Origin of the sequence: Mangrovibacter sp. MFB070 (assembly GCF_000705335.1) — a bacterium.
Taxonomy (GTDB): Bacteria; Pseudomonadota; Gammaproteobacteria; order Enterobacterales; family Enterobacteriaceae; genus Mangrovibacter; species Mangrovibacter plantisponsor.
The window spans coordinates 446,858-470,446 of the sequence record NZ_JJMI01000025.1; the positions used below are offsets into that span (position 1 = coordinate 446,858).

Sequence of the window (23,589 nt, forward strand, 5' to 3'; positions counted from 1 at the left end):
AGCCCTAATGTATTTCGCTTCACAGAACCGGGATGGTTTCTGTATCCAGAACGCACTCCCTGTCACCAGAATCATCCCGAATACATTCCGAAAATTAAGACGCAGCATTATAGCGGCATCATCTGAGGGAGTCGAGAACCGCAACCAACGGATAACCGCACCGATTCACATTCTCGACATCCACCCGGCTGTTTACCCGAATTTCTCCGGCAAACAGGCAAAAGAAAACGGCCCTATGGCCGTTCTGACTGACAACAACTAACAGCCCGGTTAACCAACCAGGTCTGCAATCAGGCTGCGCAAATAAAGAAAATCAATTGATTGATTTCAAGCCACTGAGCCCGGGCAAAGAGAAAATACCTGTTTCTCTGTGAATACCTGCTAAGGCTCAATAAAAACAAACGGCCTGCAGGCCGTTTGTTGGCAGCCGGCTATCACCATACCGGATAACCGCCATTATTGACAATAACCCTGTCAGGCCAATGTGCCTGCCCCACGACAAGGAGGAGATGGTAAAACGGTGTCCTGCAAATTTTCCCACTCAGAAACGGAGTAAGTATGCAACGCCAGTGCATGAACCTGACCGGCCAGTTCGTCGGCCAGCACTGTATAGACCTGGCGGTGGCGCGCTAACATGCGTTCAGCGGAAAACTTATCGCTGACAAGCACAACCTTAAAGTGGCTTTCTGAGCCTGCCGGCACATTATGGCGATAACTTTCATCAAGAATATCAATAAACACAGGGTCAAACGCCGCCTGTAACTTGGCTTCAATCTGTGCGCGCATCATAGTAAGTTCTCCCCGACAACAACAGGTTGCCCGTCCCTTTAAATGTTAGCCGCTTTTACCTGTTAGCGAAGCATATGGCAATAAAATTTTCCCTCAAGTCTGATTGCTCTGAATGCAGACAACAGGTCTAATAGCCGGGGTTCTGGTGCGCGAACCTCTGGTTTTTTCTTCCTTATTACAGGGAAAAAGGCCGAAGCAGCAGATAAAACAATTTTCCCTGCTGCCTGCTTCCCCCTGTCACCAGCAATGTTATGATGACGGGGACTTTTTTGGATAGAAAATGGTACTTGAGAGATAATCATGTTAAAAAAACTCTTTTTCCCGTTAATGGTGATGTTTGTCCTCGCAGGCTGCGCCACGCCGCCCAGCACCATTGATGTTACCCCGAAAATTACATTGCCTTCCCAGGATCCCAGCCTGATGGGTATCACCATCAGCATTAATGGGGCAGACCAACGTCCGGACCAGGCGCTGGCTCGAATCAACCGTGATAACCAGCTCGTCACGCTGACCGCCTCCCGTGACCTGCGTTTCCTGCTGCAGGAAGTGCTGGAGAAACAAATGTCGGCCCGCGGTTATATGGTTGGCCCGAACGGCGCAGTTGACCTGCAAATCATCGTCAACAAACTGTATGCCGATGTCTCTCAGGGTAACCTGCGTTATAAAATTGCCACTTCAGCCGATGTCTCTATCATTGCAACCGCGAAGAACGGCAATAAGATGACCCGTACTTACCGTTCCAGCTATTCCGTTGAAGGTGCCCTGCAGGCCAGTAACAAGAATATCGCGAATGCAGTTAACTCCGTGTTGAGCGACACTATCTCTGATATGTCACAAGACACCAGCATTAATGAGTTCATCAAACAGAACGCTCACTAATCATCTATTACAGCCAGTTTGCTACGGTAAACTGGCTGATGAGTAAGCCATGCCCACGCAATATTTACGGATATTTCAACAGCCCCGGTCTGCAATTCTGTTGATACTGGGGTTTGCTTCAGGACTGCCACTCGCACTCACCTCAGGTACACTTCAGGCCTGGATGACGGTTGAAGGTATTGATCTTAAGACCATCGGTTTTTTCTCTCTGGTCGGCCAGGCTTATGTATTCAAGTTTCTCTGGTCACCGGTCATGGACCGCTATACCCCTTCTTTCTTAGGGCGCAGGCGGGGCTGGCTGGTTATCACCCAGGTTTTTCTGGCTTTCGGCATCGCCGCTATGGGTTTTCTTGACCCTGGCAGCCAGTTACGCTGGATGGCAGCGCTCGCGGTCTTAATTGCGTTTTGTTCTGCCTCGCAAGATATCGTGTTTGATGCATGGAAAACCGATGTTCTCCCGGCCGATGAGCGTGGCGCAGGTGCGGCGATAAGTGTGCTGGGTTACCGCCTGGCTATGCTGGTGTCTGGCGGTCTGGCTTTATGGCTGGCAGACAAATGGCTCGGCTGGCATGCTATGTACTGGTTGATGGCTGCACTGCTGGTGCCCTGCATTATCGCTACGCTGCTGGCGCCAGAGCCCCAGGATTCCATCCCGGTTCCCCGTTCCCTTGAACAGGCCGTGTTACACCCTCTGAAAGACTTTTTTGGCCGTAACAACGCCTGGCTTATTTTGCTGTTAATTGTGCTCTACAAACTGGGTGATGCATTCGCCATGAGCCTGACCACCACTTTTTTGATTCGTGGGGTGGGGTTTGATGCGGGTGATGTGGGCCTGGTGAACAAAACCCTTGGCTTACTGGCCACGATTATTGGCGCGTTGCTGGGTGGGGTGCTGATGCAGAGGCTGACACTATTTCGCGCGTTGTTGATTTTCGGCATCCTGCAAGGGGCATCTAACGCGGGTTACTGGCTGCTGTCTGTCACTGATAAGCATATCTACACCATGGGTGCCGCCGTTTTTTTTGAAAACTTATGCGGCGGTATGGGTACATCCGCTTTTGTTGCCCTGCTCATGACGCTGTGTAACAAGTCATTCTCCGCTACACAATTTGCCCTGCTCTCCGCACTTTCTGCTGTTGGCCGTGTTTATGTTGGCCCACTTGCTGGCTGGTTTGTTGAACTGTACAGCTGGCCCACATTTTATCTTTTCTCCATTTTTGCAGCCATTCCGGGCATTGCTCTGCTGTTGGTGTGCAAAAAAACACTGGAGCACACCCAACAAACCGAACAGTTTTTGCCGCGGGAATTTTTCCCTGTGGCGTATGCCGTTGCACTTAAAGCATTGCTGCTGGGTTGCCTGATGTTGTTGTTCGGACTAGGGTTACTGGGCGTTCAGGCTTATGGCTGGCTGGTTTTCTTACCTGGCGCGCATATCACTGAATGGGGAGCTGTGTTGATGGCTGTTGGGTTGTTCGGGGGAGCCATTCTGGATGTGGTGGCATTGCGTAAATCAGCCCTTATTTAAAACTCAATATCAATTCAAATGATTAACGGGCTGGTATTATTTCGGCATATAATTACGTGGTGTAACAAATATGTTTATTTTTGCACCAGTTTCCCACAAAACTATATTGCTAATTTGTGCTGAATCGACAGAAATAAATTAATGTTCTACGCTTTTTTATATTTACATTTTATCGATTCAGCTAATTTTTCTTTAATATTAAGTTTTCTTAATGTCTGTAATTTGTCTTATGCATGTTAATCAGTTGTTTATTTTTTAAATTGGTTATACCATTTACCCTTACAGCGACAGGCGCATGATCTGTTTAGGTTATAACAGGTGCCACTCAGCCGCCTTTTACTGTCTCTGTCATACTTAGCAACATATGTGACATGAACAGCAGAACCCGGTAACACCTTACTGACACTAAGCCAATCATGTTTACAGTAATGTAACCATCCCGTAAAATGCCAGCACACTTTAAGCGCCACCAGATCCCGTGGAATTGAGGTCGTTAAATGAGACTCAGGAAATACAATAAAAGTCTGGGAATGCTGTCATTAGTTACAGCCACTGTATTACTCAGTGGTTGTGACTCGGCACTTCTCAACCCTAAAGGACAGATTGGCCTGGAACAACGTTCATTGATACTGACAGCCCTGGGGCTGATGTTGATTGTCGTTATTCCTGCCATCGCAATGGCAATTGGCTTTGCCTGGAAATACCGGGCATCGAACAAGGATGCTAAGTACTCGCCCAACTGGGCACACTCAAATAAGATTGAGGCAGTCGTCTGGACTATCCCCATTCTTATCATCCTGTTCCTTGCCGTACTGACATGGAAAACCACCCATTCACTTGAGCCAAGCCGCCCAATTGCCAGCGACCAGAAACCGCTGAAAATTGAGGTTATCTCAATGAACTGGAAATGGTTCTTCATTTATCCGGAACAAGGTATTGCGACCGTCAACGAGATTGCCTTCCCGGCACATCGCCCCGTTGAATTCAAGCTTACCTCTGAAGACGTGATGAACTCGTTCTTTATTCCACGTTTGGGCAGCCAGTTGTATACCATGCCAGGCATGCAAACCAAACTGAACCTGATCGCAGATGAACCCGGTACTTACGATGGTATCTCTTCCAGCTACAGCGGCAAGGGGTTCTCCGGGATGAAGTTTAAAGCGATTGCGACGCCTGACGAAGCCGGTTTCGACCAGTGGGTTGCCAAAGTTAAACAGTCATCGCTGACAATGGATGATATGGCGACGTACAAAAAGCTGGCACAGCCCAGCGAATACAACAGTGTCGAGTACTTCTCCAGCGTGAAACCTGATCTGTTCGCCGATGTGGTTAATCAGTACATGCAGTACATGTCCCACGGTGAGCACATGACGCAAGCTGAAGGTGCAGTAATGCATCATGAAGGCATGCAGGGCATGGACATGGGCGACACGGAAACCTCTCACAAGGGCGCCGAGGAATAAATACGATGTTCGGAAAACTTTCACTGGATGCAATCCCCTACCATGAACCCATTATCGTGGTTACGGTCGCAGCCATTATTATCGGTGGTTTGGCGATAGTCGCCGCCATCACTTACTTCGGTAAGTGGACCTATTTGTGGAAAGAGTGGTTCACCTCAGTCGACCACAAAAAACTGGGCGTTATGTACGTCATCATGGCAATTGTCATGCTGTTGCGTGGCTTTGCTGATGCCATCATGATGCGTAGCCAACAGGCGCTCGCCTCCGCAGGCGAAGCCGGCTTCCTGCCGCCTCACCACTACGATCAGATTTTCACCGCTCACGGTGTGATTATGATCTTCTTCGTGGCGATGCCTTTTGTTGTCGGTCTGATGAACCTGGTTGTGCCATTGCAAATCGGCGCTCGTGACGTAGCCTTCCCATTCCTTAACAACCTGAGCTTCTGGTTCACTGTTGTTGGTGTGGTGCTGGTTAACCTGTCACTGGGCGTGGGCGAATTTGCACAAACTGGCTGGCTGGCTTATCCGCCACTATCAGGAAGCGAGTACAGCCCGGGGGTTGGGGTCGATTACTGGATATGGAGCTTGCAGCTCTCTGGTATCGGGACCACGCTAACCGGGATTAACTTCTTCGTGACTATCCTGAAGATGCGCGCGCCGGGCATGGATATGTTCAAAATGCCTATCTTTACCTGGGCATCTTTGTGCACCAACGTACTGATTGTCATTTCCTTCCCGATTCTGACTGCGACTATCGCACTGTTGACGCTGGATCGTTATCTGGGCACCCATTTCTTTACCAATGATATGGGCGGCAACATGATGATGTACGTCAACCTGATTTGGGCATGGGGCCACCCGGAAGTGTACATTCTGGTGCTGCCGGTGTTCGGGGTCTTCTCCGAAGTGACCGCCACCTTTGCGAAAAAACGCATGTTCGGTTACACCTCAATGGTGTGGGCGACCGTATGTATCACCCTGCTTTCCTTTATAGTCTGGCTGCACCACTTCTTTACCATGGGCAGCGGCGCGAACGTGAACGCCTTCTTTGGTATTACCACGATGATTATCGCCATCCCGACCGGGGTTAAGATCTTCAACTGGTTGTTCACCATGTACCAGGGCCGTATCACCTTTAACTCCGCAATGCTGTGGACCGTTGGTTTTATTGTCACCTTCTCTGTTGGTGGTATGACCGGGGTTCTGCTGGCAGTGCCTGGCGCTGACTTCGTTCTGCATAACAGCCTGTTCCTGATTGCCCACTTCCATAACGTTATTATCGGTGGTGTGGTATTTGGGTGCTTCGCTGGCCTGACTTACTGGTGGCCGAAAGCCTTTGGTTTTACCCTGAATGAGAAATGGGGCAAACGCGCTTTCTGGTTCTGGATTATCGGCTTCTTTGTTGCCTTTATGCCGCTGTACGCACTGGGCTTCATGGGGATGACTCGTCGTCTGAGCCAGCACATCGACCCGGCATTCCATCCGTTACTGATGGTAGCGGCTGGCGGTGCGGCACTGATTGCTCTGGGTATTCTGTGCCAGTTGACTCAGTTCTACGTTTCTATCCGTGACCGTGAGCAAAACCGCGATCTGACGGGTGACCCGTGGGGTGGCCGTACACTGGAATGGTCAACTTCTTCTCCGGCTCCGTTCTATAACTTTGCCCACGTACCGCACGTTCATGAACGTGACGCGTTCTGGGAACTGAAAGAGAAAGGCGAAGCATATAAAAAACCTGAGCATTATGAAGAAATTCATATGCCGAAAAACAGCGGTGCGGGCATTGTTATCGCAGCATTCGCAACCGTGTTTGGTTTTGCCATGATCTGGCATATCTGGTGGCTGGCGATTGTTGGCTTTGCTGGCATGATTGTCACCTGGATTGCGAAGAGCTTCGACGAAGACGTGGATTACTACGTACCGGTTGCCGAGGTCGAAAAACTGGAAAACCAGCATTTCGAGGAACTCAACAAAGCAGGGCTGAAAAATGTCAACTGATACTCTGACTCACTCAAAAGCCCATGACCATGGGCACCACGATGCAGGGCCGAATAAAGTCTTCGGTTTCTGGATCTACCTGATGAGCGACTGCATTCTGTTCTCGTGCCTGTTTGCCACCTATGCAGTGCTGGTAAACAACACCGCAGGCGGCCCGTCCGGGAAAGACATTTTCGAACTGCCGTTTGTGCTGGTTGAAACTTTCCTGCTGTTGTTCAGCTCCATTACTTATGGCTTTGCTGTCATTGCCATGAACAAAGGTAACAAGAGCCAGGTTATGTCCTGGCTTGCCCTGACCTTCTTGTTCGGTGCTGGCTTTATCGGGATGGAGCTCTATGAGTTCCATCACCTGATTGCCGAAGGCTTTGGCCCGCAACGCAGTGGCTTCTTGTCCGCGTTCTTCACGCTGGTAGGCACCCACGGTCTGCACGTGACCTCTGGTCTCATCTGGATGGCGGTCATGATGTTCCACATTTCTCGTCGTGGGCTGACCAGTGCTAACCGTTCACGTATCATGTGCCTGAGCCTGTTCTGGCACTTCCTTGATATCGTGTGGATTTGTGTGTTCTCGGTTGTTTATCTGATGGGGGCAATGTAATGAGTCATTCAACTGATAACAGCGGCGCTCATCACGGCAGCGTAAAAACCTACCTGACCGGGTTTATTCTGTCCGTTATTCTGACCGTTATCCCCTTCTGGATGGTGATGACTGGTGCGGCATCTCATGGCGCGCTGGTTGGTGTTGTCATTGTTACCGCAGTGGTGCAGTTACTGGTTCATCTGGTGTGCTTCCTGCATATGAACACCTCTTCAGAAGAGCGCTGGAACCTGGTTGCCTTTGTCTTTACCGTGCTGATTATCGCCATTCTGGTGGTGGGCTCGATTTGGATTATGTGGAACCTTAACCACAACATGATGCTGGACTAAGAGCGGCTAAAATGATTAAGCAATACCTGCAAGTTACCAAGCCCGGCATTATTTTCGGGAACTTGATATCCGTGATCGGAGGCTTTTTACTGGCCGCAAAAGGGAATATTGATTATCCCCTGTTTGGCTTTACGCTGCTGGGTGTAAGCCTGGTGGTGGCCTCAGGTTGTGTGTTCAACAACGTGATTGACCGTGACATCGACCCTAAGATGGAACGCACCAAAAATCGCGTAATGGTAAAAGGCCTCATTTCTCCGGAAGTGGCGTTGGTTTACGGCAGTTTGCTGGGTATTGCTGGCTTCATGATGCTGTTCTTTGGCGCTAATCCGCTGGCTATGTGGCTGGCGGTAATGGGGTTCGTTGTCTATGTAGGCATTTACAGCCTGTATATGAAACGCCATTCAGTTTACGGTACCTTAATTGGCAGCCTGTCTGGTGCGGCTCCGCCAGTTATCGGTTACTGTGCTGTGACTAACGAGTTTGACACTGGCGCGTTGATCCTGCTGGCTATTTTCAGCCTGTGGCAGATGCCGCACTCTTATGCCATTGCGATTTTCCGCTTTAAAGATTACCAGGCCGCCAACATTCCGGTGTTGCCTGTAGTAAAAGGCATTTCCGTCGCGAAAAACCATATTACGCTGTATATCATTGCGTTTATGGTCGCAACATTAATGCTCTCTTTAGGTGGTTATGCCGGGTATAAATACCTGGTGGTTGCCGCGGCAGTCAGTGTGTGGTGGCTGGGCATGGCGTTATCAGGTTATAAAACCGAAAACGACAAAGTCTGGGCGCGCAAACTGTTTGTGTTCTCCATTGTTGCAATTACCTCACTCAGCGTGATGATGTCGGTGGACTTCATGGTCCCGGACTCACACAGCCTGCTGACCTATGTCTGGTAATTTTCCCGCTTCAACACAAAAGGTGCCCCTGGCACCTTTTTTTATTCATATTATTCGTATTATTTGTAGTATCAGCCGCACGTTACGTGATCATCTTTGTAATATTTGCTAAACAAGCTGGCATTTACCCCACCGGACACCCCGCTCTACACTATGCCCGGCTTTTCTTCAGAGGTAACAATGAACGATAACAAAATGACACCGCTTGAATTGCGGGCAACCTGGGGGCTGGGTACAGTATTTTCCCTGCGTATGCTGGGCATGTTTATGGTATTGCCGGTTTTGACAACATGGGGCATGGCTCTGCAAGGTGCTAACGAAGCGCTGATAGGCCTGGCAATTGGTATTTACGGCCTGGCTCAGGCTGTGTTTCAAATTCCTTTTGGCCTGCTGTCAGACCGCATTGGCCGCAAACCGTTAATTGTTGGCGGGCTGGTTATCTTTGTCATCGGCAGCGTGATTGCCGCAACCACACACTCCATCTGGGGCGTGATACTGGGCCGGGCACTACAAGGTTCAGGCGCCATCGCCGCAGCAGTGATGGCTTTGCTGTCAGACCTGACCCGGGAACAAAACCGCACCAAAGCCATGGCATTTATTGGAGTCAGCTTCGGTGTTACCTTCGCCATTGCCATGGTTGCCGGGCCAATAGTAACGCACCATATAGGGCTTAATGGCCTGTTCTGGATGATTGCCCTGCTGGCAACCCTGGGGGTTGTTATCACGCTACTGGTTGTACCGGGCAGCAAAGACCATGTACTGAACCGTGAATCCGGCATGGTGCGTGGGTGTTTTAAACAAGTGCTCGCCAACCCCAGCCTGCTAAAACTTAACGCCGGCATTATGTGCCTGCATATTTTGCTGATGTCCACATTTGTCGCCCTGCCAGGCGAACTGGAATCCGTTGGTTTTCCCGCATCTCAGCACTGGAAACTCTACCTGGGAACCATGGTTATCGCATTTATCGGTGTGGTGCCCTTTATCATCTACGCCGAAGTAAAACGCAAAATGAAGCGTGTCTTCGTGGGTTGTGTGGCAACCCTGGTCGTTGCAGAAATCGTCCTGTGGGGCGCTGGCGAGGGTTTCTGGGAACGCGTTATCGGTGTTCAGCTGTTTTTCCTCGCTTTTAACCTGATGGAAGCCATACTGCCTTCACTTATCAGTAAAGAGTCACCCGCTGGTTATAAAGGCACAGCCATGGGCGTTTACTCCACCAGCCAGTTCCTGGGCGTAGCGCTGGGTGGCACGCTGGGTGGCTGGCTGGACGGGCACTTTGATTCACAAACCGTCTTCCTGGGTGGCGCATTAGTAGCTGTATTGTGGTTATTACTCAGCACCACGATGAAAGAGCCGCCTTACGTCAGCAGCCTGCGTATTGAATTACCAGACTACGCAATTGATGGCGATGTACTGAAAGCACGGCTGCTGGCCAAAGAGGGTGTGAAAGACGCACTGATAGTCAGTGAAGAGCGCAGTGCCTATGTGAAGATTGACAGCAAAGTCACTAACCGGGTGGAAATTGAATCCCTGGTGAAAAGCGCCTGATTCCCGGCAAACTCAGGTGGGCTGCAGCACAGCCCACCGGGTTATCAGTCACGGAAGTTATTGAACTGGAATGGCTGCCCAAGGTTACCGCCACGCACCAGTGCCATAACGGACTGCAAATCATCACGAGATTTGCCAGTAACCCGCACCTGCTCACCCTGAATTTGTGCCTGGACTTTCAGCTTACTGTCTTTAATTAATTTCACGATTTTTTTCGCCAGCGCCGCATCAATCCCCTGTTTCAGGCTGGTTTCAACACTCCAGGTTTTACCACTGTGCTCAATGGTTTCAGGTACTTCCAGTGAGCTGCCTTCAATACCACGTTTAAGCAGTTTGGCACGCAAAATATCCACCAACTGGCTCACCTGAAAATCAGACTCGCTCTCAACTTTAATGGTGTTATTTTTGTCATTGAACTCAAAACTGGCTGTTACGTTGCGAAAGTCAAAGCGCGTTGCCAGTTCGCGGGTGGCGTTTTCCACCGCATTACGTACTTCCTGAACTTCCACTTCTGAAACAATATCGAATGACGGCATGATTCTTCTCCCCTTTCTTCTGTTGCCAGCATGATACCCAGTGAAACGCACAAAACAACCCGCAAGCAGTAACTAAGCTGCCGGACAATGCCCCTGATTGCCACTGACAGGCGCTTTTACCAGCAAAAGCATACTAACAGGGGATGGTGAGGCACAGCTATTCACTGCAACATGAACATTTTCAGGTATATAATCATATCATGTGCTTTGAACTGTTCTTGATACAGGATAAACCTGTCAGGATCCGGTGTTCATGCGGCCATTAAGGGCAACATGATGTATGACGAGAAAACCTGCCAGGAGGGAAAATGAACATTACTGTACTGGGTTGTGGCGCGTTAGGTCAGGTTTGGCTGGCGGCTTTATTATCCCAGGGGCATCAGGTTCAGGGTTGGTTACGAGTGCCACAAGATACCTTTGTATTCAACCTGGTCAACCTGGATGGAAGCAAAGTTCAGCACCGTGTTCAGGCGAACTCCCTCCCCCAGCTTGCTCAGTGCGATCTCCTCCTGGTGACGCTCAAGGCATGGCAAGTTTCCAACGCAGTCAAAAGCCTGGCACCACATTTACCCCCATCCTGCCCAATTCTGCTTATTCACAATGGCATGGGTACGCTGGAAGAGCTAAGGCAGTTAGCAAACCCGTTACTAATGGGTGTCACTACTCATGCTGCCCGCAGGGATGGTAACCAGGTGATTCATGTCGCCAGCGGCACCACACATATTGGCCCTGGTAACAAACAAGGGGAAGCCTGGAGTGAAATGGCGGATGTCCTGCAACCTGTTTTGCCTGATGTCGCCTGGCATGATGTGATTCGCGCGGCCTGCTGGCGGAAACTCACGGTAAACTGCGTTATCAACCCACTGACTGCACTGTACGACTGCCCGAATGGTGGTCTGAAAGCCTTCCCTGAGCATATCAATGCTATTTGTAGTGAAGTGGCGCTGGTGATGGAACGCGAAGGGTTCCATATTTCGCAGGAAAACCTGGTAAGTTATGTAAACCAGGTTATCGACAATACCGCAGAAAATATCTCTTCCATGCTGCAGGATGTCCGTATTCAACGCCATACGGAGATTGATTATATTACTGGCTACCTGCTGCAACGCGGGCGTGCCCACGGCATTTCTCTGCCTCACAATAGCCACCTCTACGAGCAAATCAAACGCAAGGAGAATGATTATGAGCGCCTCGGCACTGATATGCCTGGCTCCTGGAACTGAAGAAACCGAAGCAGTCACAACAATCGACCTGCTGGTTCGCGGTGGAATTGCAGTGACTACTGCGAGTGTCGCCAGCGATGGTGATTTAACCATTACCTGCTCCCGGGGTGTAAAACTACTGGCTGATGCGCCGCTGGTTGAAGTAGCTGACAATCCCTATGATGTCATAGTCCTGCCGGGGGGCCTCGCTGGTGCAGAATGTTTCCGCGACAGCCCGTTACTGGTGGAAACAGTACGCCAGTTTCACCTGTCCGGGCGCATTGTTGCTGCTATTTGCGCTGCTGCTGGCACTGTACTGGTTCCGCATAAGATTTTCCCCATCGCAAACATGACGGGTTTCCCGGGCCTGAAAGACCGGATCCCTGAAGAACAATGGCAGGAAAAGCGCGTGGTATGGGATCCGCGCGTAAATTTGCTGACCAGCCAGGGGCCGGGCACCGCAATGGATTTTGCCCTGAAGATTATTGATTTATTGCAGGGGCCGGAAAAAGCCCGTGAAGTTGCCAGCCAGTTGGTTCTGGCCGCAGGGATTTATAACTACTATAGTTGATGGCTAAAGCACGCGGCTGAACCCGCGTGCTTTACATTACGTAATTACTGGCACCAGAGACCCAGTATAAATATCCGTTTCTCAGGTGCCCATTTGTTATTGAGTATTATTGCGCTGAACCTTTACCCGGGCCTGCATAGCGTGACAGCCAGTAGCCATATTGCACCGGCAGCACAAACTGAGCTGGTTTTTCAATACCCAGTTCACTTGCCATTTGTACCGGGTAATGTGGGTTTGCCAGGTGCGCACGCCCAATCATAGCAAGGTCAATTTTCCCTTCATTGAGTACTGTTTCCACGGTTTTGGCGTCATCAAGGCACCACCCGGTCGCCACCGGCAAGCCCGTTTCATGGCCCACTTTCTCCGCTACAGGTACCATAAATGCTGGCCCCCAGGGCACATTACCCTGCGTAGTAGAAAAGCCCATTGAAACATTCAGCATATCCAACCCGGCCGCTTTGAAAGCCTTCACCAGTGCAATAGATTCTGCCAGGTTCTGCTCATCATTGCCGTCAAACTCAACCACCCCGAAACGGGCTGTCAGTGGTAAGTTTTCTGGCCATACTTCGCGTACTGCCGCCAGCGTTTCAAGCAAGAAACGGCCACGGTTTTCAGCGCTGCCGCCATACTGGTCAGTTCGCTGGTTTGCCTGTGGGGAAAAGAAGCTTTGAGCCAGGTAGCCATGGGCAAAATGCAACTCAAGCCATTCAAACCCTGCAGCCAGAGCCCGTTTAGCGGTGGCCACAAAATCCGCTTTAACACGCTGGATATCATCAATGCTCATTGCTTTCGGTACTTTCGGCAAATTAGCCCCAAACGCAATGGCTGAAGGTGCCAGTGTCTGCCAGGCATCTTTCTCACCGTCCGGGATATGGTCATCCCCATCCCATGGGCGGCGGGCGCTGGCTTTGCGGCCTGCATGGCCAATCTGAATGCCCGGAACAGCACCAGCCGCTTTAATGGCACGGGCAATATTCGCCATACCGCCAATTTGCCCGTCTTCCCATAAACCGGTACAACCAGGGGTGATACGGCCTTCCGGCGAAACAGCGGTAGCCTCGACAATAACCAGGCCCGCGCCACCACGCGCCATTCCTGCATAATGGCTTTCATGCCATTGTGTCGTGTAACCATCTTGCGCGCTGTACTGGCACATGGGTGGTATCGCAATACGGTTACGCAACACCACATCTTTTAGTTTGAACTCGCTAAATAACGCAGTCATATTTTTTATCCTGGTAATTTCAGAATCATACACAGCCTGCTTCGGCATTCCCGCTAGCAGTCACCTGAATCACTTCACACGCGCACCAGCGGCTTACCCGAAAATGCCCGGGCTTTCAGTTCACTGAGCAAATCAGGTAATTCACTAAATGGGCGAATGACCACTTCTTCAGCCTGCAGGCGCCCTTGAGATAAATCAGACAGCATCGCTTCCCCGGCAGAGGTCAATGCCTGCCAGTCTGCGTCATCGCCCCAGGTATGTAATGCGCCCAATGCCACTTCGTGCATAGATATCGCCATACCGAAAGCAGGCAATGGCCAGCCGGGTAACCGCCCCTGGATGCAGAGAATATGGCCGTTAGCACGTAATGCCGGCACCAGTTTTTCGGCATGTTGTTCACTGACAGCATCAATCACGCCATGAAACTGACGGGACAACGTGGCCGGTAATAACTCATCTTCACCACGCAGGTTAGGGAAACAGCGCTGAGCCCCTAACCGGGCCAGGCGCTCATGGTGGCGGGGATGCGCCAGTGCCGTAACACGCCACCCGGCACGCACAGCCAGTTGAACCAAATACTGCCCTACTGCGCCCCCGGCACCGCCAATTAGCAAATGCTGCCCGGCCTGCAAAGGCAACTTGCTCATTGCCTGCCAGGCGGTCAGCCCGGGGCAAGGAAAACTGGCAGCAGTTTCGAAGGACAAATTACCCGGTATCGCCATTAATGCCCGGCTTTGTACCGGCGTAAACTGGGCATAGCTGCCATGGCGCAGTAAGCTCTGGTGCCATACCACACGCTTACCAAGCCATGCTGGCGCCACTCGTTTACCTGTGGCGACAACCACACCGGCACCGTCCACCCCAGGCACATGCCCGGGTTCCCAGGGGAGATGCCCCAGTACTTTCCAGTCAACGGGGTTGAGGCCAATCACCTTATTCGCCACCAGTACTTCGTCATCGGCCAGAGGGGATACAGCCCGGCTCACCTGAGTTAACGATTTGGCATCATGGCCTTCACGCCATACCCATGCCTGATACTGTGCCGGTAATCCCTGTTGCGTTTCACCCATAATGAATTGTCCTGTTACTTACTGGTAAGCCCCGGCTGAATAGGTCAGTTCATAGCTGTGGCTGTAAATTTCGATAATATTGCCGAATGGATCTTCCATATACACCATACGATATGGTTTCTCGCCCGGATAATACTCACGTACAGGCATGCGTTGTTTACCACCAGCGGCAACGATTTTAGCGGCCAGCCCTTCCACATCCGGGTCCTGCACGCAGAAATGGAATACACCCGTTTTCCAGTATTCAAAGTTATTTTCCGGCTTTTCTGCGGCGTTAAACTCGAAGATTTCAACACCTACCCGGTCACCGGTAGAGAGATGAGCAATGCGGAAAGAAGACCAGCCGGCACCAAAGACATCGCTGCACATTACGCCAATAGCGCTGTCATCTTCTGTAATTGTGGTGGGTTGCATGATCAGGTACCAGCCCATCACTTCAGTGTAAAACTTCACGGCGGCGTCCAGGTCGGTTACCGACAACCCAATATGCGAAAAAGCGCGTGGATAAGTTTGACTCATGTTAATGCTCCGTAATTTATCTGCCACAAGACTACGCCCGCAAAGCTATAATAAGAACCATCAACAACTAATGGTTTCTATAAGAGTTCGTAATGGTTAATCCACAATGGTTACGCTCATTTGCCGCACTGGCGCAGCAGGGAAACTTCACCCGTGCAGCTGACAGCCTGTTACTGACGCAGTCGGCTGTCAGCCAGCACGTTAAACAACTGGAGGCCGAGTATGGGCAATTGATTATTCGCCACTCCCGGCATGTTGAATTAACCCCATCAGGACAGGTGCTGTTGCGTTTTTACGATGAAGTCAGTTGTGCTGAAAAACGCCTGAACGCGAGCCTTGCTGCCCGGAATGATGACCAGGGCGAAATCAGCGTGATAAGCCCAGGCAGTATTGGATTATCGCTGTATCCGTTGTTACTGGATTTACAGTTGCAGTGCCCGGCACTGACAGTGCGTTACCGCTTTGCGCCGGATAAAGAAGTGGTGGATGCTGTGCTGAATAACCATTTCGAACTGGGCATTGTGCCATTAAAACCCGACAACCCCAGCCTGAATGCCGAGTTCTTCGCTAACGAACACCTCGAGTTGATTGTCCCGGCTGGTGTCAGTGTGCAAACCTGGCAGGATCTTGAAAAACTTGGTTTTATTAACCACCCGGATGGTGCTGTAATGGCAACCCGGTTACTCAGCCGCTGGTTTCCCGGTAACCCGGGCGTGGCCAGCCTGCCAGAAAAAGGGTTTATTAACCAAATAGGCCTGATACTTGAACCTGTCGCCCGGGGCATGGGCTTTACTGTATTACCCCGCTTTGCCCGCACGGCATTTTCCCGCCAGGACGCTATTAAGACACTGGAAATTGGCCCGGAAGTGGTTAACTCACTGTGGTTAATCTTCCGGGCAGAATGGCCGCTCTCTCGACGAGCAGAACGGGCCTTGAGCGTATTACGCACCGCCTGTGAAACAAAACGGGCAACGTCTGCGTAATGCGCCACGCTGTTTGGGTACCCGCACACCCGGGGCAACCAGCCAGCCAGAGTGACTTATTTTCCCTGCCAGACAGTGGCTGATACACCCGGTAAAGCCAGTACCATGCCATCAATAACGCCACTACCTTCAAGGCATTGCCAGCTTTTCTCTGCCAGCAAGGCAGAGAAAGGCAGCGTACAAGTGGTTTTCTCCCCACGGTTCAGAGCCACCAGCACGCGTTCCTTTTGCCACACACGGGCAAACACCAGCACGTCACCGGCCGCAAAAATCACCTGGCAACCACCATGGCGCAGAGCCTTACTTTTTCGGCGTATCACTGCAATACGCTGGTACAGGCTTAACAGTTCCAGGTCCTGCTGTGCTTTATCCCACGGGAAGGGTTTACGGCACATAGGGTCGTTGCTGCCATCGAGCCCCACTTCATCGCCATAATAAATGCAGGGAACGCCCGGCCAGCAAAACAACCAGATAACCGCCAGTGGCAGGCGGGCAACATCTTTTCCCAGCAATGTTTTAAACCGCGCTGTGTCATGGCTGTCGAGTTGGTTAAACATACGTAACTGCTGTTGGTGAGATAACCCGGTCCGGTAATCTTCCAGCCAGGCCGCACAGGTTTCGGCATCAATATGATTAGGGTCGTACGAGATATCCGTATTAGCCAAAAAACCCCAAACCGGGAAGCTGAACCCACGGTAATTCATCGCGCTGTGTTCAGCATCGTTGTGCAACCATTGGCGAGCGTCACCAAAGTGTTCACCAAACACAAATGCCTCTGGGTTTGCCTCACAGGAAGCCTGAGTGATACCAGCAATATGCTGCTGATTATTTTTAGCCCCTCCCGCCTCACCCAACATTTGTACGACATCCAGCCGCCAGCCATCCATATTCCAGGGTGGCTGTAGCCAGTGGCGCACCACGCTATCCTCACCCCGGTAGATTTCATCCACTACACCAGCGCTGCGGTAGTCAAGCTTGGGCAGGCTGCTGTAGCCCAGCCAGTTCAGCGCCTGCCCTGATTCATCAAAGTGATACCACTCACGCCAGGGTGAATCCGCATTGTGGCAGGCACCCTGTGAATGCTGTTGGTAACGGTCAAACCAGGGGTGTGTATCTCCGGTGTGGTTAAAGACACCATCCAGAATCAGGCGCATTCCCTTATTTCTGGTTTGTTGCCGCAAACGCAGTAAAGCATTATTGCCGCCGAATGCCGTATCCACCTCGCGGTAATTTTGGGTATCGTATTTATGCACGCTGGGGGCAGTGAACACCGGGTTAAGGTACAGAGCGGTTACCCCAAGTTTTTGCAAATAAGGCAATTTTTCAGTGATGCCATCCAAATCCCCACCATAAAATGTCGACCCGCCCGCCTCGTGTGTCAGAGGCTCGTGCCAGGCTTTATGCCGGGTTTCAGTCCCGGCCGAGTGGTGCCAGTAAGTTCCGTCAGCCTCTGGTTTGCGCTGGTGGCTGCGGGCAAAACGGTCGGGGAAAATTTGGTAAAACACCTGGTCTGCAACCCAGCCGGGCCCGGTATCAGGGTAATCAAATGCGAAAGTTTCCAGCCGCGGTGGCGGGAAAGCCCCCATTCCCCGTGGCGAAAACCATTGCTGGCGGTCGGCCCATAACAATTTAAAGCTGTAGCGGCGGCGAGGCTGCCCCTGAGAAAGGCTGATTCGCCCGCGCCAGGCCACCACACCCCGGGCTGGAGCCACACTCTGCCGTTTCATCGGCATCATCAGTTCTTCGTTATCTTCTTCATAACGGATAACAACACGCTGCGGTAAATCATTGCCAGCAAGCCACAAGGTCACGACCAAATGGTTATCATGAACCGTGACAAACGGCGTAACTGGCAGGTGCCAGGCTGTTAACATAATCGCTCTCCCCTCTCTGGAATTGCGCCACCTTGCCATAATCGTTACACAGGAAACTCACCATTGGCGACTTTATTCGGGGAGGATAACGGGGGAGGAGAAAACGGAAAGGGAAACAGACTTACCCCGGGGAGAAACCAGACGCCTCCCCGGAGCAAAAAAAGCTAGTCGTTATCTGATACAAGCACAGCTTTACGGTTATCTGCACGGCATTTAATCACCCAACCTGCCAGCAACAGCACAATCCAGACGATACCGACATAAAGCGAAATGCGGGTTTCCGGGTGGTAGCCAATCAACCCTATAATGAAGACCAGAAATACCAGCCCGACCACTGTAGTGATTACGCCACCGGGTACTTTAAACTTCAGCGCAGCAACTTCACTGGCGGGCAAGCGGCGGCGGAAAGCAATTTGAGACAGCAGAATCATAATCCACACCCACACAGTGGCGAACGTGGCAAGGGAAGCAATCACCAGGAACACATTTTCCGGCATGATGTAGTTGAGGTACACCGCAACCAGCAGTGCCCCGGTCATCACCACAACCGTTACCCAGGGAATGCCTTTGCGCGACGTTTTCGCGAAGATTTTAGGCGCGCTCCCCTGCTCCGCCATCCCATGCAGCATGCGCCCCACGCCAAAAACATCGCTGTTAATGGCAGACAGTGACGCTGTCAGCACCACAAAGTTCAGGATGCTGGCCGCAAAGGTAATCCCCATATGCTGGAATGTCAGAACAAACGGGCTGCCGTCTGTACCCACTAAATTCCACGGGTAGATGGACATAATGACAAACAGCGTACCTACATAGAACACCAGAATACGCATCGGGACCGAGTTAATAGCACGCGGGATAGATGTTTCCGGGTCTTTGGCTTCACCTGCCGTAATGCCGATGATTTCAATCCCGCCATAGGCAAACATCACCATTTGCAGCGACATAATCATCCCCAGCCAGCCATTACTGAAGAACCCGCCATTACTCCACAGGTTATGGACCCCGGTTGGTTCTCCACCATTGCCGATACCCCACAGAATAATCCCCACCCCGGCCACAATCATGATGATAATCGTGGCGACTTTAAAGAATGAGAACCAAAACTCCAGTTCCCCGAAGACTTTGACACTCATCAGGTTGATGGCGCAAATAATCAGCACCACACTCAACACCCAGATCCAGTGCGGCACAGTCGGGAACCAGACGCCCATATAAATACCGAATGCGGTTACATCCGCAATGGCGACAATCAGTATTTCAAAACAGTAGGTCCAGCCAGTGATATACCCTGCTAACGGGCCGAGGTTTTCCTGGGCATAACGCGAAAACGAACTTGCAGAAGGGTTGTGTACCGACATCTCGCCCAGAGCACGCATTATGATGTAAGCGGCAATACCGCCAATAATGTATGCCAGCAATACACTGGGGCCTGCCATTTTTATCGCATCCGCGGAGCCGTAAAACAGGCCGGTACCAATTGCCGAGCCCAGCGCCATAAAGCGGATGTGACGCGTACTCAGACCACGTTTGAGTTTGTTCGCGTTTTCCATGTTTCTCTTACCATCTGACAAAATAAAAAACCACGGAGCAGAACCCCGTGGTTAAACAAATAATTCTGTTTAGTGAGCTGTGGATGCCACTTCACCACCAGCGACTTTATCCCAGACAACAGAGATAAGCAGCATCACAAGCGTTGGCATCAACCAGGCCAGCCCTTCTTCTGCCAACGGCAAATGGGTTGACCATGCGGGCAGAATACCGCTGAAAGGTGAAGCTTTCACGCCATCAATTAACCCAAATAACAGGCTGATTAACATGCCTGGAGCAATAATACGCGTTGGGTTACTCCACCACGGGCGGGTGAAACTTAATATGACCAGCACAATACAAGGCGGGTAGATAGCCGTAAGCACCGGCACCGAAATGTTGATCAAGTGGGTTAAACCGAGGTTAGACACCACCATAGAAAACAGGCCCAGAATAAATACCAGAGTGCGGTATGAAACCGGCAAATACTGGGCAAAGAATTCAGCACAGGCACAAGTCAGCCCTACTGCCGTTACCATACAGGCAACAAAAATGAGTATTGCCAGCAACAGGCTGCCATAAACACCAAACGTATGCTGAACATAAGCATGGAGAATAGCCGCACCGTTTGCAGACTGAGCCACCAAAGAACTGCTGTCAGAGCCAAGGCGGAACAGGCACAAATACAACAGTGTCAGGCCGACACCAGCAATCAGACCAGCCCAAATCGTGTAACGGGTTAACAGGCGTGACTCGGTTACACCGCGGGAGCGTGCAGCATTAACAATAACAATACCGAACACCAGTGCGCCCAGAGTATCCATGGTCAGATAGCCATTAACGAACCCATTAGAAAACGCAGCATTCTGGTATGCCTCGGTTGCGTCACTCAAGCCGCCTGCGGGCCAGAAAATTGCAGCACCGCCCAGAATGATTAATGCGACGATTTTTACGGGAGCCAGAAAGTGGCCTACGGTATCCAGCAACTTCCCGGGGTAGAGGGAAATCCCAATCACCAGCGCAAAATAAATCAGGCTGTAAATCAGTAAAGGGGTGGAACCATCGCCTGCCAGCGGAGCGATCCCTACTTCAAATGACACGGTTGCTGTGCGGGGGGTTGCAAAAAATGGCCCAACAGCCAGATAACAGATAGTAGCCAGCACCAGGCCTGCATGGCGGCCAATAGGTGAACTGAGGTTATCAATACCGCCGCCGACTTTTGCCAGCGAGATAACAGTGAGAACGGGCAAACCCACTGCAGTAATAAGGAAACCAATTGCCGCAACCCAAACATGTGGGCCTGCCTGCAAACCGACCATGGGCGGGAAAATAATGTTCCCTGCGCCAACAAACAACGCAAAGGTCATAAAACCTAATGCGATGATGTCACGGGATGTTAATTGACGGGTCATATTGTACTTGTAGCCTGTGGATGTGGTTATGTTGTTTGCAAAAACGAAAACCTGAATGGCCGGAAACACACTACGCTGAACGCCCCGAAAACCGGTAACGGGTATGACTATGCTGAATAGCGGCCACAGACAGAAAATGTGAATGGCCAACAACATAGCATGTACAGCGGGATATGCTCATGATTAACCATAATTAAGAATAGTTTTCCGGTTAATAACGCAATCCTGGTGCATTCATGCACAAACAGGGGCGCAATTAAAACGCTTATAGCGTTTAAAGGCAAGAAGCGATCCGAAAACAAGCGACTTATTCCGTGATCAAACTAATAAGCAGACATTATCGCTATTTTATCGTCATAAGAACCGCTTATAGTTCGAACAAAAAGTCGCCATCACGATGCATTTGTTTCATTCATTCTGCGAGACAAAAGAAAACAGGCCATAAATATGGCCTGCAGGAAAGTTATGTTTACAGTTGAATCAGGCCTGAGCTGCCAGCACCTTGTTACTTACCAGCAAACGCTCTGGTAACTCAAAAGAAAAACAGCTTCCTTTGCCTGGTGCACTTTCAATACTCAGGCGGGCATCATGATGGGTAAGCGCATGTTTGACTATTGCCAGGCCAAGACCACTGCCTCCGGTCTGGCGAGAGCGAGCTTTATCTACCCGGTAAAAACGCTCTGTCAGGCGTGGCAGGTGCTCAGGAGAGATCCCCGGCCCATTATCCTGCACAGAGAAACGCGCGCCATGAGCCACTTTTTCCCATTTAACCTGAATAAGTGTCCCTTCCGGGGTGTGGTTCACTGCGTTATAGACCAGGTTAGACATAGCGCTACGGAGCTGTTCTTCACTACCGTAAACCTGTAACGCCGGGTCAACCGTAAAGCTTATCTGGTGGCGCCCCTGGCTCAGGGTTTGCGCTTCACGATCCACCAGGCGCAGCATCAGCGGAACGTCAATTTTATCTGTAAGGCTCAGCGCCGGTGCCGCTTCAATACGAGATAACGTCAGCAACTGGCGAACCAAACCCTCCATACGAGAGGTTTGCTCCCGCATAGTGACCAACGCTTTTTCCCGCACCACGCCTTCCAGCGGCTGGTCCTGCATCATTTCCAGGTAGCCCTGCAACACGGTCAGTGGGGTACGCAATTCGTGGCTGACATTCGCAAAAAAGTTACGCCGGGCGCCTTCAAGCTGGTGCATCTGGGTTACATCACGCACCACCATCAACCACTGGCCGTCGGTGTAAGGCATGATACGAAATTCAAGATGGCGGCCATTGTTCAGCACCTGGTTGAAAGGGCGCGCAAAATCGCGTTTTTTGATGTACTGGTTAAATTCCGGGTAGCGCAGCAAATTGACAATGTTTTGCCCGTTGTCATCTGGCCACCGTAAATTAAGCAACTGAATAGCAAGGCCATTACACCAAAATATGGCACCGACCTCTGTCATCATGACCAGTGCGTCCGGCAAAGATTCCGCGCCACTGCGAAACCGCTTGATCAGGTTACCCAGTTCTTTGCGCCGCTTTTTATTGCGCATCTGCATCTGGTGAATACCATACATCAAGGGTTCCCAGCTCCCGGAACCTGTTGGTGGCGTCATACTGCGGTCAACCCACAGCCACCAGGAAAGGCGTAACAGGTTCCAAAAATGCCAGACAAGCAGGCCTGTCACACTCGCCAGTAAAAACCATGGGAGATAACCAAAGAACGCCCCCAGCAATAAAGCAGGTATGCAACACAACGCCAGTTCAAGTACCAGCCTTCGCCATGACAACCGTTCAAGCACGGGTCATACTCCATCCAGATAATTAAAAACGGGCTGAGAAGCGATAACCCGTACCGCGAACGGTTTGAACCATACGATCATGCCCACTGAGTTCCAGTGCCTTACGCAAACGGCGAATGTGAACATCTACCGTTCTGTCCTCAACGTAAACATTCGTTCCCCATACATGATTAAGGAGTTGTTCACGGCTGTAAACCCGTTCCGGGTGTGTCATGAAAAAATGCAGCAACTTAAATTCTGTCGGCCCCATATCCAGTGGGTTCTCACCAGTCATGACACGGTGAGAAGACGGATCCAGGCTGAGCCCCTGAATCTCAATCACTTCTTCTACTGCCATCGGAGAGATACGGCGCATCACCGCTTTAATACGCGCAACCAGTTCTTTGGGTGAAAACGGCTTGGTGATGTAATCATCTGCCCCAATTTCCAACCCTCTGACCCGGTCCTCTTCTTCACCGCGGGCCGTCAGCATGACTACCGGTATATCCCGTGTCATCGCTTCACGTTTCAGGTGCTTGATAAACTGAATCCCGGAGCCGCCCGGCAACATCCAGTCGAGTAAAATTAAATCCGGCCAGGGTTCGTTGAGCTGGTTTACCGCACTGTCATAATCTTCCGCCTCAACAGCCTGAAAACCATTTTGTTCGAGCACAAAACACACCATTTCACGAATGGGTGCTTCATCTTCCACAACCAGAATTCGTCTCGCCATAATCAGCCCTGTAAATATATACAATAATTTAACGCGGCGTCATTATGCGTCAGTTTTATGACAGTTTTATGAAAAAAATGACCATTACATGACCTGTCATATTATTTTATGACAAAGCGTTTCCTTCTGCTGCAAAGCAAGTA

General features: G+C 50.9%; 23 protein-coding genes. 12 read left to right on the top strand and 11 right to left on the bottom strand.

Annotated features, from left to right (window positions below):
* Positions 1 to 7 precede the first annotated feature (7 nt).
* Positions 8 to 262, top strand: coding sequence for a hypothetical protein (locus tag DT73_RS26480; protein WP_036110136.1), 255 nt, complete (start codon positions 8 to 10; stop codon positions 260 to 262).
* A gap of 212 nt (positions 263 to 474) precedes the next feature.
* Here the strand turns inward: DT73_RS26480 and bolA are convergent, their stop codons facing one another.
* Positions 475 to 789 (bottom strand): transcriptional regulator BolA, encoded by a 315-nt coding sequence (gene bolA / locus DT73_RS14270; protein ID WP_036110138.1) that lies wholly within the window; start codon positions 787 to 789, stop codon positions 475 to 477.
* A gap of 62 nt (positions 790 to 851) precedes the next feature.
* Entirely contained in the window at positions 852 to 1,091 is a 240-nt protein-coding gene (locus DT73_RS26790; RefSeq protein ID WP_146211513.1) for a hypothetical protein, read from the bottom strand.
* Between DT73_RS26790 and DT73_RS14275 the strand changes: the two genes are divergently transcribed.
* From DT73_RS14275 to DT73_RS14310, 8 genes are all read left to right on the top strand, one after another.
* Positions 1,090 to 1,668, top strand: a complete 579-nt coding sequence (locus DT73_RS14275) for a lipoprotein (RefSeq protein WP_036110140.1) — start codon at positions 1,090 to 1,092, stop codon at positions 1,666 to 1,668. The two genes, DT73_RS26790 and DT73_RS14275, sit on opposite strands and share 2 nt — an antisense overlap.
* Before the next feature lie 49 nt (positions 1,669 to 1,717).
* Positions 1,718 to 3,193, top strand: a complete 1,476-nt coding sequence (gene ampG / locus DT73_RS14280) for a muropeptide MFS transporter AmpG (RefSeq protein WP_036110143.1) — start codon at positions 1,718 to 1,720, stop codon at positions 3,191 to 3,193.
* Between the two features lie 497 nt (positions 3,194 to 3,690).
* The gene (gene cyoA / locus DT73_RS14285; protein WP_036110148.1) at positions 3,691 to 4,656 is read left to right on the top strand and encodes a cytochrome o ubiquinol oxidase subunit II; all 966 of its coding nucleotides are present in this window, start codon (positions 3,691 to 3,693) and stop codon (positions 4,654 to 4,656) included.
* A gap of 5 nt (positions 4,657 to 4,661) precedes the next feature.
* Entirely contained in the window at positions 4,662 to 6,653 is a 1,992-nt protein-coding gene (gene cyoB, locus DT73_RS14290) for a cytochrome o ubiquinol oxidase subunit I (protein ID WP_036110151.1), read from the top strand.
* Positions 6,643 to 7,251, top strand: coding sequence for a cytochrome o ubiquinol oxidase subunit III (locus DT73_RS14295; protein ID WP_036110154.1), 609 nt, complete (start codon positions 6,643 to 6,645; stop codon positions 7,249 to 7,251). Before cyoB ends, DT73_RS14295 begins: the two co-directional genes overlap by 11 nt.
* Positions 7,251 to 7,580, top strand: coding sequence for a cytochrome o ubiquinol oxidase subunit IV (locus tag DT73_RS14300; protein ID WP_036110157.1), 330 nt, complete (start codon positions 7,251 to 7,253; stop codon positions 7,578 to 7,580). The genes DT73_RS14295 and DT73_RS14300 overlap by 1 nt, the downstream gene beginning before the upstream one ends.
* Before the next feature lie 11 nt (positions 7,581 to 7,591).
* Positions 7,592 to 8,479: a heme o synthase gene (gene cyoE / locus DT73_RS14305; RefSeq protein WP_036110160.1), complete on the top strand. Its 888-nt coding sequence runs from the start codon at positions 7,592 to 7,594 to the stop codon at positions 8,477 to 8,479.
* Between the two features lie 180 nt (positions 8,480 to 8,659).
* Positions 8,660 to 10,024 carry an MFS transporter gene (locus DT73_RS14310; RefSeq protein ID WP_036110162.1) on the top strand — a complete coding sequence of 455 codons (1,365 nt, stop codon included), beginning with the start codon at positions 8,660 to 8,662 and terminating at the stop codon, positions 10,022 to 10,024.
* A 44-nt stretch (positions 10,025 to 10,068) separates the two neighbouring features.
* On the opposite strand, the gene DT73_RS14315 is transcribed toward DT73_RS14310, so the two are convergent.
* Positions 10,069 to 10,560, bottom strand: coding sequence for a YajQ family cyclic di-GMP-binding protein (locus DT73_RS14315; RefSeq protein WP_036110164.1), 492 nt, complete (start codon positions 10,558 to 10,560; stop codon positions 10,069 to 10,071).
* Between the two features lie 308 nt (positions 10,561 to 10,868).
* Between DT73_RS14315 and panE the strand changes: the two genes are divergently transcribed.
* Both panE and yajL read left to right on the top strand, forming a co-directional pair.
* Complete coding sequence (panE, locus tag DT73_RS14320) at positions 10,869 to 11,783, top strand: 2-dehydropantoate 2-reductase (protein WP_036110167.1); 915 nt, start codon at positions 10,869 to 10,871, stop codon at positions 11,781 to 11,783.
* A complete protein-coding gene (yajL, locus tag DT73_RS14325; RefSeq protein WP_036110170.1) occupies positions 11,743 to 12,333 on the top strand; it encodes a protein deglycase YajL in 591 nt (196 codons plus the stop codon). Before panE ends, yajL begins: the two co-directional genes overlap by 41 nt.
* Before the next feature lie 106 nt (positions 12,334 to 12,439).
* Here the strand turns inward: yajL and DT73_RS14330 are convergent, their stop codons facing one another.
* The 3 genes from DT73_RS14330 to DT73_RS14340 form a co-directional block, all read right to left on the bottom strand.
* Positions 12,440 to 13,558, bottom strand: a complete 1,119-nt coding sequence (locus DT73_RS14330) for an NADH:flavin oxidoreductase/NADH oxidase (protein ID WP_036110813.1) — start codon at positions 13,556 to 13,558, stop codon at positions 12,440 to 12,442.
* A gap of 74 nt (positions 13,559 to 13,632) precedes the next feature.
* Positions 13,633 to 14,628: a zinc-binding dehydrogenase gene (locus DT73_RS14335; protein ID WP_036110174.1), complete on the bottom strand. Its 996-nt coding sequence runs from the start codon at positions 14,626 to 14,628 to the stop codon at positions 13,633 to 13,635.
* 18 nt (positions 14,629 to 14,646) lie between these two features.
* Positions 14,647 to 15,147, bottom strand: a complete 501-nt coding sequence (locus DT73_RS14340; protein WP_036110176.1) for a lactoylglutathione lyase family protein — start codon at positions 15,145 to 15,147, stop codon at positions 14,647 to 14,649.
* 92 nt (positions 15,148 to 15,239) lie between these two features.
* Between DT73_RS14340 and DT73_RS14345 the strand changes: the two genes are divergently transcribed.
* Positions 15,240 to 16,130 carry a LysR family transcriptional regulator gene (locus DT73_RS14345; RefSeq protein ID WP_036110179.1) on the top strand — a complete coding sequence of 297 codons (891 nt, stop codon included), beginning with the start codon at positions 15,240 to 15,242 and terminating at the stop codon, positions 16,128 to 16,130.
* A 56-nt stretch (positions 16,131 to 16,186) separates the two neighbouring features.
* On the opposite strand, the gene malZ is transcribed toward DT73_RS14345, so the two are convergent.
* The 5 genes from malZ to phoB all read right to left on the bottom strand — a co-directional run bounded on the left by malZ (position 16,187) and on the right by phoB (position 23,446).
* Positions 16,187 to 18,004, bottom strand: coding sequence for a maltodextrin glucosidase (gene malZ / locus DT73_RS14350; RefSeq protein ID WP_036110189.1), 1,818 nt, complete (start codon positions 18,002 to 18,004; stop codon positions 16,187 to 16,189).
* 164 nt (positions 18,005 to 18,168) lie between these two features.
* Complete coding sequence (gene proY, locus DT73_RS14355; protein WP_036110193.1) at positions 18,169 to 19,554, bottom strand: proline-specific permease ProY; 1,386 nt, start codon at positions 19,552 to 19,554, stop codon at positions 18,169 to 18,171.
* Between the two features lie 69 nt (positions 19,555 to 19,623).
* Positions 19,624 to 20,943 (bottom strand): branched-chain amino acid transporter carrier protein BrnQ, encoded by a 1,320-nt coding sequence (brnQ, locus tag DT73_RS14360; protein WP_036110195.1) that lies wholly within the window; start codon positions 20,941 to 20,943, stop codon positions 19,624 to 19,626.
* 480 nt (positions 20,944 to 21,423) lie between these two features.
* Positions 21,424 to 22,734, bottom strand: a complete 1,311-nt coding sequence (gene phoR, locus DT73_RS14365; RefSeq protein WP_036110198.1) for a phosphate regulon sensor histidine kinase PhoR — start codon at positions 22,732 to 22,734, stop codon at positions 21,424 to 21,426.
* A gap of 22 nt (positions 22,735 to 22,756) precedes the next feature.
* Positions 22,757 to 23,446 (bottom strand): phosphate response regulator transcription factor PhoB, encoded by a 690-nt coding sequence (phoB, locus tag DT73_RS14370; protein WP_036110201.1) that lies wholly within the window; start codon positions 23,444 to 23,446, stop codon positions 22,757 to 22,759.
* Positions 23,447 to 23,589: the final 143 nt, after the last annotated feature.